Origin of the sequence: Rhodopirellula baltica SH 1 (genome assembly GCF_000196115.1) — a bacterium.
GTDB classification, from domain to species: domain Bacteria; phylum Planctomycetota; class Planctomycetia; order Pirellulales; family Pirellulaceae; genus Rhodopirellula; species Rhodopirellula baltica.
Map to the genome: position 1 here is coordinate 1161597 of NC_005027.1, position 17022 is coordinate 1178618.

11 protein-coding genes are annotated in these 17022 nt (G+C 56.6%); 5 read left to right on the top strand and 6 right to left on the bottom strand.

Going from position 1 to position 17022, the window contains the following annotated elements; genetic code table 11:
• Window positions 1-11 precede the first annotated feature (11 nt).
• From RB_RS04335 to RB_RS04345, 3 genes are all read right to left on the bottom strand, one after another.
• Window positions 12-683, bottom strand: a complete 672-nt coding sequence (locus RB_RS04335) for a TIGR04283 family arsenosugar biosynthesis glycosyltransferase (RefSeq protein ID WP_011118717.1) — start codon at window positions 681-683, stop codon at window positions 12-14.
• A 51-nt stretch (window positions 684-734) separates the two neighbouring features.
• Window positions 735-2027, bottom strand: coding sequence for an LptF/LptG family permease (locus RB_RS04340; protein WP_164921506.1), 1293 nt, complete (start codon window positions 2025-2027; stop codon window positions 735-737).
• Window positions 2028-2694: 667 nt separating this feature from the next.
• The gene (locus tag RB_RS04345) at window positions 2695-3240 is read right to left on the bottom strand and encodes an acetyl-CoA carboxylase biotin carboxyl carrier protein (protein ID WP_007329525.1); all 546 of its coding nucleotides are present in this window, start codon (window positions 3238-3240) and stop codon (window positions 2695-2697) included.
• Window positions 3241-3511: 271 nt separating this feature from the next.
• On the opposite strand from RB_RS04345, the gene RB_RS04350 reads away from it, so the two are divergent.
• From RB_RS04350 to RB_RS04365, 4 genes are all read left to right on the top strand, one after another.
• Window positions 3512-4903 (top strand): hypothetical protein, encoded by a 1392-nt coding sequence (locus tag RB_RS04350; RefSeq protein ID WP_164921507.1) that lies wholly within the window; start codon window positions 3512-3514, stop codon window positions 4901-4903.
• 254 nt (window positions 4904-5157) lie between these two features.
• Window positions 5158-5817: a hypothetical protein gene (locus RB_RS04355; RefSeq protein ID WP_011118724.1), complete on the top strand. Its 660-nt coding sequence runs from the start codon at window positions 5158-5160 to the stop codon at window positions 5815-5817.
• Between the two features lie 261 nt (window positions 5818-6078).
• Window positions 6079-11436 carry a DUF1549 domain-containing protein gene (locus RB_RS04360; RefSeq protein WP_011118726.1) on the top strand — a complete coding sequence of 1786 codons (5358 nt, stop codon included), beginning with the start codon at window positions 6079-6081 and terminating at the stop codon, window positions 11434-11436.
• A gap of 28 nt (window positions 11437-11464) precedes the next feature.
• A complete protein-coding gene (locus RB_RS04365; RefSeq protein WP_011118727.1) occupies window positions 11465-12961 on the top strand; it encodes a DUF1501 domain-containing protein in 1497 nt (498 codons plus the stop codon).
• A 710-nt stretch (window positions 12962-13671) separates the two neighbouring features.
• Here the strand turns inward: RB_RS04365 and RB_RS04370 are convergent.
• Complete coding sequence (locus RB_RS04370; protein WP_164921508.1) at window positions 13672-13827, bottom strand: hypothetical protein; 156 nt, start codon at window positions 13825-13827, stop codon at window positions 13672-13674.
• 86 nt (window positions 13828-13913) lie between these two features.
• Here RB_RS04370 and RB_RS04375 point away from each other — a divergent pair, with 86 nt between their 5' ends.
• On the top strand, window positions 13914-15230 hold the full coding sequence (locus RB_RS04375; RefSeq protein ID WP_011118731.1) for an FAD-binding oxidoreductase: 1317 nt from the start codon (window positions 13914-13916) through the stop codon (window positions 15228-15230).
• A 148-nt stretch (window positions 15231-15378) separates the two neighbouring features.
• On the opposite strand, the gene RB_RS04380 is transcribed toward RB_RS04375, so the two are convergent.
• Both RB_RS04380 and RB_RS04385 read right to left on the bottom strand, forming a co-directional pair.
• Window positions 15379-16209: an SDR family NAD(P)-dependent oxidoreductase gene (locus tag RB_RS04380; protein WP_164921509.1), complete on the bottom strand. Its 831-nt coding sequence runs from the start codon at window positions 16207-16209 to the stop codon at window positions 15379-15381.
• Window positions 16200-16931 carry an SDR family oxidoreductase gene (locus RB_RS04385; RefSeq protein ID WP_007340751.1) on the bottom strand — a complete coding sequence of 244 codons (732 nt, stop codon included), beginning with the start codon at window positions 16929-16931 and terminating at the stop codon, window positions 16200-16202. Before RB_RS04385 ends, RB_RS04380 begins: the two co-directional genes overlap by 10 nt.
• Window positions 16932-17022: the final 91 nt, after the last annotated feature.

Genomic DNA, 17022 nt, shown 5'->3' on the forward strand with positions numbered 1-17022 from the left:
AAACCGATCCTTCATCGGTCGTAGATTCGACGCAAATCGTCCGGGGATGCACCTTGGGAAAACGCGCGTTGGATTCGCCAGTTCAGCAAGGTTTGACGGACAACTCCTCGCTGCTGCCATCGTCTTGCGTCGACTCCAACTGGGCCGGCCAGCACCATTGCGGGCGTGATCTTGCGAAGTTCAGCTGACAACATCACGTCTTCCATCAGGCTCACGGCGGCGAATCCACCTACCTGTTGATACACATCGCGGCGAACGAACATTGCTTGGTCACCAAACACGTTGGATCTCGCGCGAGCTCGCCAGGCGTTCCCCCATTCCAACGAACGGTACCGCCATCCGTCCGCGTCGATGTGTTGGCGGAACCCACCCCAAACTGGCCAACCCGCGTTTCGCAGTTGTTCGAGTGCATCGGTTGGCAAACGATTGTCCGCGTGTAGAAACAGCAGCATTTCCCCGGTCGCTAGCTCGGCTGCCGCACGCAACTGCACGCCACGTCCCGGCGGAGCATCTATACAGCGCACGCGAGGGTCGCTCAGGGATTCGACAATTTCGCAAGTCCGATCGCCGCTGCCACCATCGCTCACGACCACTTCTGCGGCACCGCAACTCAACGCAGATTCAATGCACGCCTCGATGTTGGCGGCTTCGTTCCAGGTCGGCACGATGATACTGACTTTCATCGTCGGCTTGCCAACTCAATGGCGGCAATCACGTTCGGTAAACCGGTTCGTTCAGACTGTTTGAACATGGCGGTAGCGTGAGTACGCCAGCGGTCCAATGATCAGCAGCGGGATCCATGCTGCGATGCCGGGTGTGACCATCGTTGTGCTGCCACCCAGGGCGCTCGCGATGGTTTTCAATGCGAAGAATGCGATGATCAATCCCACGGCGGAGCCAATCAACACGAACAGTTTGCGTCCGCGGCGGTTGACCACCATCGGCAAGACCAGCAGGATCAAAGCGAAATCGAGCGGTGCTCGGACGATTCGTTCGTGCGTTGTCGTTCGCAGCGCCATGCTGCTGTGCACGGCCGGATTGCGAACTCTTCCGGCCAACTCCATGACGGATGCCAGTTTCGTGGCGGTGTCTTGAGTCTGCAACATGTTGGGGTGAATGCTGGTGACGACAAAGCATTCCGTCGGTCCCAACCATGGTTGATCGGCTGGCGTGAATATCACCAAATCTTCTCGCGAAGAAAGTCCCGCCGAAGGGACGCTGTTAGGTTGTTCCGGTCGACGAACACCCTGCAACAAATAACCGGTGACGTCTGGCATTCCCGCTCGGCTGGCCAAATCAGTCCAGCTGCTTCGTTTGCCATCGATGCCGGAAGGAGTTGCTGGTGTCGACGTCGATTGCGGCGAAGCGGTGTCGGAACCAGTGGGCTCAGTCGGTCCCATTTCCGTCCGCCATTCTGCCATCGCCTCGGGGTCCCACCAAATCGCTTCGCGGGCGAGCAAAACGTCTCCAAATCCAGCGTATTCGCTGTAGAGCCGAAAGTTTGGACGCGAAATGACTCGCCCGAGCGTCCGCAATTTGTCACCTTCGATCAGAATCCCGGAGGATTGATCGTATGTTGGCATGACCGCTTGTTCGATGTCACCGGACAGGTTTTTCGCTTTCATCGTCAATGAATCGCGAAAACGGGGAATCACCCATTCGCGATTGGCTAACTGGACCGAGATGATTGCCAACGACGCGATGATCATCGGCCGGAGGATACGTCCGTGGGAAACTCCCGCGGACAAAGTTGCGGTCAGTTCTCCCGTTCGCCGCAGCCAACCGGCAGTGAAGAGGAACGCCATCAGCGTGATGATGGTGCCCGTCATGTCGAAAAGCAGCAGCAAATATGGTCCATAGAACTTGGCCAGGACCAGCGGCAATGAGTCGCCGACTTTCGATTGCGCAATCAGGTCATCCATCGCCGTGAAGGCGTGAAACACGATGAAGATGCCCGCCAACGACAAAAAGCACACACAAACGGTGCGCAAGAAGAGGATCAGGACATAGCGATCGATCTGGGTCACGATGCGGCGGGCAAGGTCAGTGAGGCGAACCGGCTTTTGAGAGCAAGGTCTCGAAAGGTTGGGGAACTTGGGAAAACGGATATCTCCCATCCCATCTCACCATCGCATCCAACCCGTCGACGCCTCAAGATCAATCGCCACGGACTGAAGCTGTAGCGCGGTGGTCACCACCGTTGGTTTGCGCTCGGCTCGCTGGGGGCCCCAGCGAGCTACGGATTGTGCTCGCGCGACGCCGCGGGAATTCGGCGGGGCAGAGTAGAACAATTGTCCCCAATTGTTCCGTCGAGCAGGTTGGAGCCGCTAGTCGGCTTCGCATTCGCATTTATCGCAATACGCCGTGCATCGCCAGCGAGGCAATCTGTAGCACGGTGGTCACCACCGTGAGTTTGCGCTCGGCTCGCTGGGGGCCCCAGCGAGCTACCGGGTGTGCTCGTGCGATGCCGCGGAATTCGGCGGGGCAGAGTAGAACAATTGTCCCCAATTGTTCCGTCGAGCAGGTTGGAGACGCAGCTCGTCTTCGTATTCGCATTTATCGCGATGCAGCGTGCCTCGTCAGCGAGGCAATCTGTAGCACGGTGGTCTCCACCGTGAATGCGCACACAGCTCGCTGGGGGGCCCCAGCGAGCTACATGGTTCGGCAACTTCAGTGATTACTGAGTTGACTCAATCAATCGACCAGCTGAGCACCGGGTGGCAGTGGATCAGCGTGGATGATCACGTCGCCTTGCGAGTCAACGCGATTCGATTGGTAAGTGGAGCGTGGGCCGAACGAATCACCTTGGATCGTGCCACCGTAAGCGTCGACGGGATAACCGCCACCAGGAACGATGGTCTCGCCGTAACCCAGCGTGCCGCTGCCCAAGTAAGGATCGACAGCACCCTCGTAGTAACCAGGCATGCCGACGGCATACTCGCTGCCGCATCCGTCACCAACATAGGCTTGCGGTGCGGGGCATGTCGAACAGGTGCCCGCGGAAGCTTGAGGTGCAGCGTAGGGCACATAAGCAGGTGCGGGTGCATAAACAGGTTGTTGTGGGATCATCGGCGGAGCAGCGACGGCTGGACCGCGATTGAACAATCCACAGGATCCCGTGTTGCAACCACCAGCGCTTGGTGCAGGCGGCGGAGCGAACGGGTTGACGGCACGACCGATCGCGCCGACGCGATTGCAAAGGCCACAGTTTGCACCACGGCCGAAGAAGAAGTTTCTCATTCCTGAGCAGCCGGTCGAGGTAACCGTGACCGTCACGAGCATCAGGAGCGTTAGAGTTCGGATTGTCATCAGAGTTTCCTTGACTGGCAAAGCAGGCGGATCGGGCAAGGTGGACCCAAAGGGAAAACCGAGCCTAAACGTTGGCCTTGGCATCAAGACCACTCAAAAGTAGGACGCTCTGCGTGTTGTGCAAATGCAACACGCTAATTTTGGGCAACAATTTGTTGACAAAACGCCACATCCCACCTTCAGAAGGGCTGTGGTAGCTTGGATGCCCCGCACGATTCATACGACCCGTTTGATTGTTCGCATGATGCAGCTCCCTTACTTTCACGACCACAAGTCGCTGATGACCGACAACGCCATCAGCCGATCATCCGGTTCCTCGATTCGCGTCACCGCGGAACGAACGAAGCTCTTGCGTGTGATCCCGCCTTGGTTGCTCAGCGTCACAGTGTCCTGCATGACGCTGTGCTGCGCGATCGTGTCGCAAGCGAATCCTGCTCTCGCGGGCCAGCCGCTTTCGTTTGATACAAGCAGCTTCTCAAAGCCTCTCACTTTGTCCGCGTCCAGCGATTGGACATCAAGCGAAACGATCGCCGCTCGCGATGTTGCTGAACTCGAACGGGCAGAAGAGATCGAACGACAAGCTGAATTGCAACTGGACGCGTCAGAGTCGCTGGCGTCCGTCCATCCTGCCGCAGACGCCGTGATTCATCCGTCGTCGATGATTCCATCGGGATCGTTCTCCGTTCCTGCCCCTTCCAGTTTGCAACAGTGCTTGGCCAGCGATCGATATTGGTTGATCAGCACGCGTCACATCACCAGCACGGCTTGTCGAGCCAACCTGCAGAATCCCAACCTGCATATCTCGCGGCTGAATCGTTGCGGTCGAGTCACTCCGTCGAGTCTCGATGAATACCTCGCGACGTTTGATCCGGGGCGCCCGCGAGTCATCTACGTGCATGGCAACCGCCGATCCGCACCCTTGGCCATCGAACGCGGTTTGGATGTTGCTCGCGAGTTGGAATCGAATCGATGCGGCCAGGGACCGATGGATTTTGTGATTTGGAGTTGGCAGAGCGATCGCGAAACGTTCGCGATCACCGACGCACGAATCAAAGCCGAACGAACCGACGCCCAAGGTTTGTATTTGGCTTGGTTGTTGCATCGTCACGTGGACGCCGCCCAACCGACAGCGTTGATCGGTTTCAGTTTTGGTGGCCGCATCGTGACAGGCAGTCTTCACGCTTTGGCGGGTGGCACGATTGGTCGCCGTCGTTTGAGCGAAGAGCCCGTGATGGCCGCCAACCTCGACGTTGGCTTGTTGGCTCCCGCGATTCAGAGCGATTGGTTGATGCCGCACGGGTACCACCGTTTGGCGACTCAAAACATGAATCGTTTGGTTCTGCTGTACAACCAACGCGACGCAATCCTCAAAAACTACTGGCTGCTTTCGCGAATTCGTGGCACACGGGCTTTGGGGTACACGGGCCCGACGCGGTTCGCCGCCCGCTACGACGGATCGCCGCTTCCCGTGCGTTCGCGAGACTGTTCGCCCACGGTCGGCAAGGCTCACTCGGAAGAGGAGTATTACAAGCGATCGTGTTTCGCCGGCCGCGAAATGGCGACGTTGCTGACCAGCAGCATGCAAGTTGATTGACGGGACCGGGCAAACGCTCACGGGTCGTTGGATTCACGGATTCACCCCTATCGTTCTTACGTCTCTGCTTCGCTGTTCAAATCCCCGCAGGCCGAACAGTTTGACTAAGCCGATGACTTTGCCTGTTGGTTGCGACGCGCGAAAGTGCGAACGTGTTGTACCGGACCGATCGATCGCGACGATTCGATGGATGTCGCAAAGGATCTGCGACGTTTACTTCGTTCGGTTTCGCAGGATGCAGTGCCGCCAGTCTCATGAAAGTCAACTCACTTCACGCGTCGGTTCCCGTATTGTTGGTCGCGATGTTGGCTGGTTGGGCCAGCAACGAGTGCCACGCCGATTGGCCTTTTCCATTGCTGCGTCCCGACGGAGCGCAGCGGATCGATGTGATCGGACCGGTCGGTAGCCGGATGCCAGAATCGTATCGACGCCAATACAACCGCCCGACGTACCTCGGTGGTAAGACCGCGGCAATCATCGCTCCTTCCAGCCAAGAAGCACGGGCTTGGCAACGAGCCGATGCGTTGGGTTTGTACGACGACAACGGCATCAAAGGAGCATTGCACGGCAAACACTGCCCACCTCAACGAGTCGAGCAACATTATTTCTATCCCAAGCCATGGGAAGTTCTGACCGTTGGACCTCGTCAATCGCGATCCGCTGATGCCACCGATGTCGATCGCTATCAAGAACCCGTGCTGATGAAAGAGGTCGCCGAGGAACTGGAGGAAGCGGAAACATTGCATCGCCCTAGTCCTGACGAACTGGAATCCGTTCTGCCGGAGCCCGAAGCTCAACAGCCCGTGCAAGATCCAGCGACCGACGCCTTGGACCTGAACGACCAATCGTCGCTGCCGAGCGTCATTCGCGATCCCGTCTTCGTTGCACCAGTCAGCGGACTGATTCATCGCTAGTCAGCGATCGTTTGATGCAGTGGCATCTGTTTTCAGCATCTGATAGCGGTGAACACAAACTGGGAGCCTTTGCCGCTCTATGGAGCGTCACGCTCTCTTTCCGGGTAATTTAGGTTCATCCTTTCCTTGACCAACTTGGAATCCGCCACTAATCTGTGCGTAAGCGGGGATTCACCCCGCTCCCGCCTGCCACCTCCCACACGGCTACCGAATCAGTGTCTCCCCGGGATTGATTCGGATCGGCGATGATTTTTCGTCCCCATGCATCTGCTTGGAAGGAAATTCGTCGTGATAGATATTTCGTTGGTCACGCTGTCCAAACAGTCACCGCGATCCCCACTTCCCCACTTAGCCGTTGCGGGACTCTTCTTTCTCTCTGCCCTTGGTGCTCCACCGAGTTCGGCAGCGAATGAAACCGATGCGGACAACGTCAGTTATCACGACGACGTCTTGCCAATCCTTCGAACCAATTGCTTCGGGTGCCATCAAGGCGCCAAGCAATTGGGCGAATACGTCATGACCGACTTTGACGCGTTGATTCGCGGCGGCGAAAGCGGAGATGCGGCAATTGTTCCCGGAGATGCCGATTCGAGCTATTTGATCTCCTTGATCACGTCGCACGAGGGCGTTGCCGAAATGCCCAAGGCTCCTCGGAAACCTTTGCACGAAACCGAGGTCGATACGATTCGGCGATGGATCGAGCAAGGTGCGAAGAACGATTCCCCTGAAACATCCGGCCCGCGATTCGATGCGGACCAGCCACCGGTATACGCCGGGCCGCCGACCCTGCCATCGATCGATCTATCGCCCGATGAGCAAACGCTCGCAATCGCGGGTTACCACGAGATTTGTTTGCTAGACGCGAAATCAGGCGAAATGCAAACTCGTTTGGTGGGTATTTCGCCTCGCATCAACTCCGTTCGCTTCTCACCTGATGGATCTCGCATCGCGGCCGCTGGTGGCATGCCCGGCGAACTGGGTGAACTACAGATTTGGAACGCATCGACCGGCAAGTTAGAACTTTCGCGGCAAATCACCTACGACACGATCACGGGTTTATCGTGGTCGCCCGACGGATCCAAAATCGCGATTGGAGCCAACGACAACACGGTGCGAGCCTTGGACTCAGCCACCGGTGAACAAGTTTTGTTCCAAGGTGCACACGAAGATTGGATTCGCGACACGGTGTTCACGCCGGACGGCAAGCACTTGGTTTCGGTCGCGCGAGACATGACTTGCAAGTTGACCGAAGTCGAAACCGAACGCTTCATTGACAATGTCACGTCCATCACCCCGGGCGCTTTATCGGGCGGATTGTCCAGCGTCGCGATGCATCCTTCTCGCGATGAAATCGTGGTGGGCGGATCCGATGGTGTGACGAAAGTCTATCGCGTCTTTCGTCAAACAAAACGACAAATTGGTGACGATGCAAACTTGGTTCGCAATCTACCTCGATTGAACGGACGCATCCGCCAAGTTGTCGTGAACTCAGCTGGGACGCATCTCGCCGCCGTTGCAACGATCGACGGGCACTCTGAACTGCGAGTGTGGAAGTACGACTTCACCGGCGAGTTGACCGATGAACTCAAAGCCATTCTCGGCAAACGCGTTGCGAATCGCTCCGCCGACGAAAAGAAAAAGGTCGACGAATCGGTCAACCAAACGACCACGCAAACGGTGCATTTCGAACTGCCTGACGCGGCCGCCTATTCGTTGGAATTGACCAACGACGGGAGTGTCTTTGTTGCCGCCAACGACGGACAAATTCGACACCTCGAAGCGACCGGAAAGCTGGTGCGGTCATTTCACGCCGTTCCGCAAGATGAATCGGTCTCGAATGAAGTACTCGCGGCAACCGCACCCACTTTGGATTTCGCAGACGCCAAACTAGAACCCGCCGATGAGGCGAGTGACGTGCAACCTGAGTCGGCGGTCGCACCCTCCGATGTCGTCGAAATATCCGTTGTTCCGAAGTCGATTTCGCTGACTTCGCCGTACGACTACGTTCAACTCGTCGCCATCGGAAAACGACATGATGGATCGACAATTGATGTAACGCGTCAAATCAATGTGTCAAAATCAGACTCGTATGTCAGTCTCCCCGGTGGTCTGATTCGTCCTCAAAGCAATTCCGTCGGCGAAGTCACCGTCAGCTTCGGATCGCATCAACACACGCTGCCGATCGAGATCACTGGACAAAGCAAATTCGATGTCGATTTCATCCGTGATGTGAACCCGGTGTTGTCTCGTTTGGGATGCAATCAAGGCACCTGTCACGGGGCTCAGAAAGGCAAGAACGGTTTTCGTTTGTCGCTGCGAGGTTATGACCCCATTTTCGACATTCGAGCCCTGACGGATGATTTGGCCGCGCGACGCATCAATCCGTCTGCTCCCGATGATTCGATGATGCTTCGCAAACCGTTGGGCATCACGCCTCACGAGGGCGGCACGCTGATGAAGAAGGGCGATCCTTATCACGCGGTCTTGCATCGCTGGATCGCTGATGGTTCCAAACTTGATTTGGAAACGCCACGTGTCACCTCACTTGAAATTTCCCCGCGCAACCCCGTCGTTCAGTCCACCGACGCTCGGCAACAGGTCCGTATCGTTGCGACCTATGCCAACGGCGAAGCTCGAGATGTGACGCGGGAAGCGTTCATCAGTTCGGGCAACACCGAAGTCGCGACCGCAAAAACCGGCGGGATGCTCCACGCTGTTCGTCGTGGTGAAGCACCTGTGCTGGCTCGTTTTGAAGGCGCATACGCCGCTACGACGCTGACCGTGATGGGTGATCGAACGGGATACGAACAAGCCGAAGTGGACACATGGGGGCGTATCGATGAGTTGGTCGCTCAGAAGTGGGATCGAATGAAAATCGTTCCCAGTGACGTTGCCGACGATGCCACCTTCCTACGCCGCGTGCACTTGGACCTGACTGGGTTGCCTCCGACCAGCCAAACGGTGCGAGAGTTTTTGGCGGATGAAACGCCGACCAAACTCAAACGCCAAGCCGTGATCGATCGACTGATCGGCAACGAGGACTTCGTCGAATACTGGACGAACAAATGGGCGGATCTGTTGCAGGTCAACCGCAAGTTTCTGGGCGTCGAAGGCACAAAACTCTATCGCGACTGGATCCGCAAAGCGGTCGAAGAAAATCGTCCGTACGACGAGTTTGCCTATCAGATTCTGACAGCGTCGGGGTCCAACCAAACTAACCCGGCCGCGTCGTATTACAAAGTCCTCCGGACCCCCGAGGACACGATGGAAAACACGACGCACCTGTTCCTTGGCATTCGCTTCAATTGCAACAAGTGCCACGATCACCCGTTCGAACGCTGGACCCAAGACCAGTACTACGAGCTGGCGGCCTACTTCGCCAAAGTTGATCGGAAGAAGGATCCAGACTCTGGCAATCGAAAAATTGGTGGTACGGCGGTCGAAGGTGCCACGCCACTGTTCGAGATCATCGCTGACTCGGCAGATTCCGAAGTTCAACACGCTCGAACGGGCGAAGACGTTGTGCCCTCGTTTCCTTACGAGTTGGCCGGTAATGTTGCGAACGAATCTGAGCAGCAGACACGAATTGCTCCATTGGATGGACAAACGTTGGTCTCAAAATCCAACGACACACCCACGCGACGTGAGGAACTCGCGAGCTGGATGACGGATCCAGCCAATCCGTACTTCGCGCGTTCTTACGTCAATCGCATCTGGGGATACATGACCGGTGTCGGTTTGATCGAACCGATCGATGACATCCGCGCCGGTAACCCGCCAACTAACCCACTGCTGTTGGACTACTTGACCGACGAGTTCATCGGGTCGAACTTCGACACCCGGCATCTAATGCGATTGATCGTCAGTTCGCGAACTTATCAGTTGTCCGTTGAGTCCAATCAATGGAACGAAGACGATCATCTGAACTACTCCCACGCGACACCGCGACGTCTGCCAGCTGAAGTGATCTTCGACGCAGTCCACTCGCTCACGGGAGCCACCAGCCAAATTCCCGGCATGCCGGCTGGGACACGTGCCGCCGCCGCAACGGATTCGGGGGTGGCTCTGACCGACGGTTTCCTCGCGAACCTTGGTCGTCCCGTCCGAGAAACCGCGTGTGAATGTGAACGAGGCACGGACCTGCAGCTCGGTCCGGTGATGGCACTGATCAGTGGTCCGACGATCGGCACCGCGATCAGCGACCCAAAGAACGAACTCGAAAAGATCGTCGCAGAAAATTCCACTGACGAGGCCGTTACGGAAGAGATTTTCTTGCGAGCCTTGGGCCGCTACCCGACCGACAAAGAACGAGCGGCTTTCGCGACCATTCATTCGCAGATCGCTGGCGACCACGAAACGCTGGTTCAGCGTTTGGCGGATGCAGAAGCCGCTTGGACGGAGCGTTTCCCTAAGTTGGAAGCGTCACGCAAAGAGATGCTTTCGAAGCTCGCCAATGACATTGAAGCTCGACGTGTGGAGATCGCCGATGAACGAGCCAAAATGGAGGCCGACCGTCAAAAGAAGATCGCCGAGGCAACTCAGAACCTTGCTGATCAAGAAGCGAAATTGCCCGAGTTGGTTGCTGCGTTTTTGGCGGAGAAAAAGGCCGACACGGAATGGCATCCTTTGACACCGATCTCATTGTCCGCGACCAACCAAGCGACGTTGGCCGTTCAGCCCGATCGCAGCGTTTTGGCGAGCGGAAAGCAGGGCAACGGTTCCTACATTGTTGACTTCGAAACCAACCTGACGGGCATCACTGGTTTCCGTGTGGAAGCACTCACTGACCCGAGCCTGCCACAAGACGGTCCGGGTCGCGCGGGAAACTTCGTGGTCACGGAGATTACCGTTCGTGCTGGCTCGGACGGGGCTGAATCGGACGGGACTGAATCGGACGGGACTGAATCGGACGGGACTGAATCGGACGGGACTGAATCGGACGGGACTGAATCGGACGGGACTGGCTCGGACACGAAGATCCAATCGAAAGATCTGCCAACCGTCAAGATTGCCCGAGCCTCAGCGGACTTCTTGCAGAACGGTTTCAAAATTGAAAACACGTTCGACGGAAATGCCGGCAACCAATCAGCCTGGGCCGTATCCGGAGCCAATGGACACGAGCACTGGGCAACCTTCCAATTTGCGAAACCAATTGAGAGCAAAGGGAAGACGCGTTTGCGGTTCGAACTGGCTCAGAACCACAATGCAAAAGATCATCAATTGGGACGGTTCCGGATCAGCGTGACCACGGATTCGGGCGAAATCCCGTTGGGATTGTCGGAGACCTTCGCCGCCGCGGAACGTACCCCGGCCGACCAACGTGGCGAAGCATTGTCAAAAACGATCGATCAGTACGTTTCCACGATCAACCCCGATTTGAAGTCGGCCCGTGACGCACTGAACCAAGCCAAACGCCCGCTGCCGGAAGACGCGCAGATTGTCGCTCTGCAAAAGCGACGCAAACGCTTTGAGGCCGAGACACCGATCGACCCGTCTTTGGTCGAACTGCGAGCAAACGTGGAACGGTCCAAGACTCAATTGGGCAGCGTTCGCCTGACCGCAGCGGAAGACTTGGTCTGGGCCCTCGTCAACTCGCCCGCCTTCTTGTTCAACCACTGATCCGTCGCCACCAATCTTCGAGAAAACAATGTTGTCTTTCAAAGGCCCGCGTGCCAAAGATCTTTGCGACCCTCATTTGGGCGAAACCCGGCGTGCGTTTTTGCGAGTCGGTGGTGCGTCGCTGTTTGGATTGTCGTTGCCACAGATCATGCAATTGCAATCCAACCAAGCTCAAGCCGCCGAGGCGACCGGCAAAGCCGACGCTCACCACGGTGGTGGACCGGGCTGGGGAAAAGCCAAGTCGATCATCATGGTCTATCTGCAAGGTGGCCCGAGTCACTTGGATTTGTGGGATCCCAAAGAAAACGTCCCTGATAACGTCAAAAGTCAGTTCAACCCGATTTCAACCAAGATTCCCGGGGTCAAATTCACCGAGAACTTGCCGCGTTTGTCTCAGGTGAACGACAAGTTCACGATGATCCGGTCGATGTCGTACACGCCCAACGGTTTGTTCAATCACACCGCGGCGATCTACCAAATGATGACGGGGTACACGACCGACAAGGTCAGCCCGTCGGGACAACTCGAACCGCCATCGCCAAAGGACTTTCCCAACTTTGGCAGCAACATCGTCAAGATGAAACCACTCGACGAACCCATGCTGCCGTTCGTCATGTTGCCGCGTCCTCTGCAAGAATCCAACGTGGTTGGGAAGGGCGGCACAGCCGGTTTTCTTGGCAAAGCGTTCGATCCATACACGCTGTACCCACCCGGCGATGACATGGATATGGACAAGCTTCAAAAGATTCGCACGGATGATTTGTCGCTTCGTGACGAAGTCTTTGACGTTCGTCTGCAGCGTCGGGCGAACCTGCGTCAGGCATTGAACGAGCAAATGCCGGTCATCAACGAAGCGGTTGAAAAGTTCGAGCTCGATCAAAACTACGACCGAGCACTCTCGCTGATTTTGTCCGGTCGTGCCCGTGACGCGTTCCAGTTGTCCGCCGAGGACGATGTCCTCCGTGACGCGTACGGTCGCAACTCATTCGGCCAGAGTTGTTTGTTGGCTCGACGTTTGGTCGAAGCGGGCACGCGTGTCGTCGAAGTCATCTGGCCCAAGGTAGCCAATAGTGACAATCACTCCTGGGACCATCACTCTGGGCTTTCCAAGCGAATGAAGGACCAATCCGCTCCGATGCTGGACAATGGTTTGACGACACTGATCGAGGATTTGGACCAACGTGGCATGTTGGAAGAGACCTTGGTTGTCGCCGTTGGAGAGTTCGGACGCAGCCCGCAGCGTGGGGTCAGCACGTCGGGCAATAACAACTCCGATGATGGCCGTGATCACTGGCCTTATTGCTACACCGCCGTTGTTGCGGGTGCCGGCATGAAGCGAGGCTTTGTCTACGGAAAGAGCGACAAGACCGCGTCTGCTCCCGTGGACAATCCAGTCCATCCGGCGGAGCTCCTCGCAACGATCTATCACAGCTTCGGCATTGATCCCGAGACGATCGTCTACAACCACCTCAACCAACCCCGCGAATTGGTCAAAGCCCAGGCAGTGACAGCCCTGATGACGTGATCGTCTAGCACTCGCAGATTCAATAGACGCCGAGAATCAGCCCACGTCGTTGAGCCCCAAAAGTAGGCCGTACCGAACGAAGAGAGTTACGGCATCACCACTGCCCCAGAACTTACCCTCACCGAATTCTTGGCGAATCCGGCCACATCGTTGCGTTCCAACAGTAGGCCGTACCGAACGAAGAGAGTTACGGCATCCCCACTGCCCCAGAACTCACCCCACCGAATTCTTGGCGAATCCGGCTACATCGTTGCGTCCCAACAGTAGGCCGTACCGAACGGAGTAAGCTACGGCATCCCCACTGCCCCAGAACTCACCCCACCGAATTCTTGGCGAATCCGGCTACATCGTTGCGTTCCGACAGTAGGCCGTACCGAACGAAGAGAGCTACGGCATCACCACTACCAAAAACTCACCGAACCGAATTCTTGGCGAATCCGGCCACATCGTTGCGTCCCAACAGTAGGCCGTACCGAACGAAGTGAGCTACGGCAGTACCACTGCCCAGAACTCACCCCTCCGAATTCTTGGCGAATCCGGCTACATCGTTGCGTTCCAACAGTAGGCCGTACCGAACGAAGAGAGCTACGGCAGCACTACTGCCTAAAACTCACCCCGGCCGAATTCTTGGCGAATCCGGCCACATCGTTGAGCTCCAAAAGTAGGCCGTACCGAACGCAGAGAGCTACGGCAGCCCCACTGCCCAGAACTCACTCCACCGAATTCTCGGCGAATCCGGCTACGTCGTTGAGATCCAACAGTAGGCCGTACCGAACGAAGTGAGCTACGGCAGCAATCTGCTGAACCGACACAATCGGTGCAAACTGACCGGTCGTGGCATGACTGCGAGGGATTCCGTTTTTCATGACGCGCATGCTCGTTCGGCGGAGCAACAAATTCATTGGTCGACCTGTTGAATTTGATTGCTTCCACTTTTTCGAGCGTTTGAGCCGTGTCTCCATCGTTGTTTTTCGCTGCTATTTTCTGTGGAAGCTGCTTCCTTCTGTTCGTCGGTAGCGCCGACGCGATCGAAGAATGGGAATGGAAACGGCTGACGCGAAAACGGCTTCCAAAACTTCGCAGTGGCAAAGCTATTGATGCCGTATCAGCAAAGCTGGCTGATCAGTCCGCTTCAGCAGCGAAGCCCGATGTGACGAACCATCCAAGTCGTTGGAAAGGCTGGCGGTCGGCAAGCGTTCAATCGGTCAAAGACGAATCGCTGGATTGTCGCTCCTTCGTTTTTGTTCCTACCGATGGGGAACCGTTCCCGCCATTTTTGGGCGGTCAGTACCTGACAGTCCGATTGAAGGATCCGTCGTCAGGCAAGAATGTTTCGCGTTGCTACAGCCTTTCGAGCGGACCCGATGAACCGCACTATCGAATCACGGTGAAACGGGTTCCGGGCGGGACGATGAGTAATCTGCTGCACGACACAATTGATGTTGGCGATCGGATCGAGATTCAAGCTCCCAAGGGCAGGTTCCATTACTCGGTGGAGGAGAGCCAAAGCGCCAATCTAGAGCCACTGAATTTGGTCGCCGCGGGCATCGGGATCACTCCGATGCTCTCAATGCTGTTTCAAAGTTTGAACGAACGGACGGACCGCGACGTCAATTTGTTCTATCAAGTAAGAAATGCAGTCGATGCACCTTTCCTGGCACCGATTCGCGAGATCGCGAAAATGCTGGAAGCCACCACAGGAGTTCGCGTGCATCTTTGGTTCAGCAAACCGGAAGACGACGATTTGCGACCGGGTGACTCGGTTGGACGGTTGTCAGCGGAGCGGATCGTGGAACGTCTCGGTCATCACCGCGGCGAATATTTGATTTGCGGACCAGATGTGTTCATGAACGCGATTGCCGAAGGGTTGATCGAGTGCGGAGCGTCCGCCGATCGTGTGATGTTTGAATCGTTTGGCGGGAAGTCTAAATCGGCGGGAGCGTTGGCGGTTCCGGCGTGCGACCCTTGTTCTGATGCGTCGGACGTTGATGAATCAAACTCAGATGACTCTGTTGGTTGGAACGTGACGTTTCAGACCAGCGGGAAGTCGGCTTCGTTTGAGGCTGGAATGGACGGTTTGTTGGACGTGGCTGAATCATTGGACGTGGATGTCGATTCAGGGTGTCGTTCGGGAGATTGTGGAGCTTGCGTCCGTCGTTTGCTCTCAGGCGAAGTTCGTTATGCCGAGACACCTGAGTGCGACGTCGAAGATGGCGAAGCGGTTTTGTGCGTTGCCAAACCGGTCAGCGAAGTCGTCGTCGACGCTTGAGCTTGCACCGTAGGCCAGGTTGTACCTGGCGTTCAGGCCGATGCTTTGCCAAAAGCGAGGCGATTGATTTGGTTGATACGCAAGTGCGTTCTGAGTTTGGCGTTTCACCATGCCAGGTGGGACCTGGCCTACTTTGGGCGGTGAGGAATCAGGCGGTGCTTTTGCTTAGCAACCAATCGGCCAGTCTTGGTGAAACTGCGTTGATGGCCATCAAAGCTCGCACCTTTGGCGGCAACACGATTTCGATCTTGCGTTTTTGAATGCATCGCAAAACGGCGTCCGCGACTTCTTCGGGCGGCAAACCCTTCAGCTTGGCTCCGCCGCCGGGTTGGGCCGCCGTCGCAGGAACGCCGGCTTTCTTGTCCGTTTCGTAACGGTCGATCGGTTGGTCGTCGTCACGGCGAATGGGTCCCGGGCAAACCACACCGACATGGATTCCATCCGCTTCCAGCTCCATTCGAAGTTGTCGTGAAAAACCGACCAGAGCGTGTTTTGCGATGACGTAGCCACCGAGGTAACGCGGTGCGACTCGGGAAGCGAGTGAACCGAGGTTAACGATCGTGCCGCGAGATTTCTTGAGTTCGTCATAGGCGGCACGGCAACAAGTCCATGCGGAGACAACGTTGTCGCGAAACATTGATTCAAGTTCCGCGGCACCGCTGTTGATCAGCAACCCACGATCGCTGCGTCCAACAACGTTGACCAAGACATCCAATGATCCAAATTTCGCGACGTGCTGTTCGACCAAGGTGTTCATCGCTTCCGAATCGCAAGCGTCACCGGCGAATGTGTTGACGATCTTGCCATCGAATTCTTTCGCCAGAGTCGCTGATGCTTGATCGAGTCGTTCCGGATTGCGTCCCAGCATCGTGACTGAATAGCCTTCGCCGAGCAGTCGACGACAGACGTGCAGACCCAGGCCCGCGGAAGCTCCCGTGACGATGGCCGATGGAGTCTTCGTCGGCGAAGTCACACCCATTCTTGCGTGGTGGGTTTGATTACGATCTCGGGCACACAGGCTCGCGGTGGCAGTTGGCAAATCGAGAGCACGACCGAAGCGATGTCTTCGGGTTGCAGGATCGATTCCTTGTGCTCTTGGCTGACCGGTACGGGGCGGTTGTCCAAAATCGGCGTGTTGACTTCGCCGGGATAAACGTTGGTGATCCGGACACCTTCGTGACGGACTTCATTGGCGACGGCCGTTCCCATCGCGGTCATCGCGAATTTGCTGGCGCAGTAGACGACTCCGCCCAGCGTGATGGCTCGTTTACCGGCCACGGAGGAGATGTTGATGATCAATCCATCGTGCCGGTCTCGCATCGCACCGATCACTTGGTGGATGCAGCGGTAGGCGCCGGTCGCGTTGATTCGAAGAACGCGGTCCCACTCGTCGGGATCCATTTCGGCCATGGTCCGCTTGGCAATGTTGATTCCGGCGCTGTTGACCAAGATGTCCACGTCACCCACGTTGGTTCGGACGTCTTGGAAGAAAGCTTCGATGCTCTCGTTTTCGGCAACATCAATGGTGTGCGTGCGAACAGGGTTGGGGGAATCGATGGACCCGGCGAGTTCCTTCAGCGGTGCTTCGCGACGGCCACCGATGGTGACTTTCGCACCTGCCATCGCTAATTCGCGAGCGATCCCTGCACCGATTCCGGTGCCTCCACCGGTGATGGCAACGACTTTGTCTTTCAAATTCATGGTGGAATGCAAGTTGGGGGATGATGCGTGGGGGAAGTTTGATTTTCGAATTGCGGCGGGCATTTCGCAATCCCCCCTTGGCGACACGGTT

Bases quoted from the DNA above. Each gene is read 5' to 3' on its own strand.
- RB_RS04335 (WP_011118717.1), bottom strand. From the start codon at position 683: ATGAAAGTCAGTATCATCGTGCCGACCTGGAACGAAGCCGCCAACATC.
- RB_RS04345 (WP_007329525.1), bottom strand. From the start codon at position 3,240: ATGAGAAACTTCTTCTTCGGCCGTGGTGCAAACTGTGGCCTTTGCAAT.
- RB_RS04350 (WP_164921507.1), top strand. From the start codon at position 3,512: ATGCCCCGCACGATTCATACGACCCGTTTGATTGTTCGCATGATGCAG.
- RB_RS04355 (WP_011118724.1), top strand. From the start codon at position 5,158: ATGAAAGTCAACTCACTTCACGCGTCGGTTCCCGTATTGTTGGTCGCG.
- RB_RS04360 (WP_011118726.1), top strand. From the start codon at position 6,079: ATGCATCTGCTTGGAAGGAAATTCGTCGTGATAGATATTTCGTTGGTC.
- RB_RS04365 (WP_011118727.1), top strand. From the start codon at position 11,465: ATGTTGTCTTTCAAAGGCCCGCGTGCCAAAGATCTTTGCGACCCTCAT.
- RB_RS04370 (WP_164921508.1), bottom strand. From the start codon at position 13,827: ATGAAAAACGGAATCCCTCGCAGTCATGCCACGACCGGTCAGTTTGCA.
- RB_RS04380 (WP_164921509.1), bottom strand. From the start codon at position 16,209: ATGGGTGTGACTTCGCCGACGAAGACTCCATCGGCCATCGTCACGGGA.
- RB_RS04385 (WP_007340751.1), bottom strand. From the start codon at position 16,931: ATGAATTTGAAAGACAAAGTCGTTGCCATCACCGGTGGAGGCACCGGA.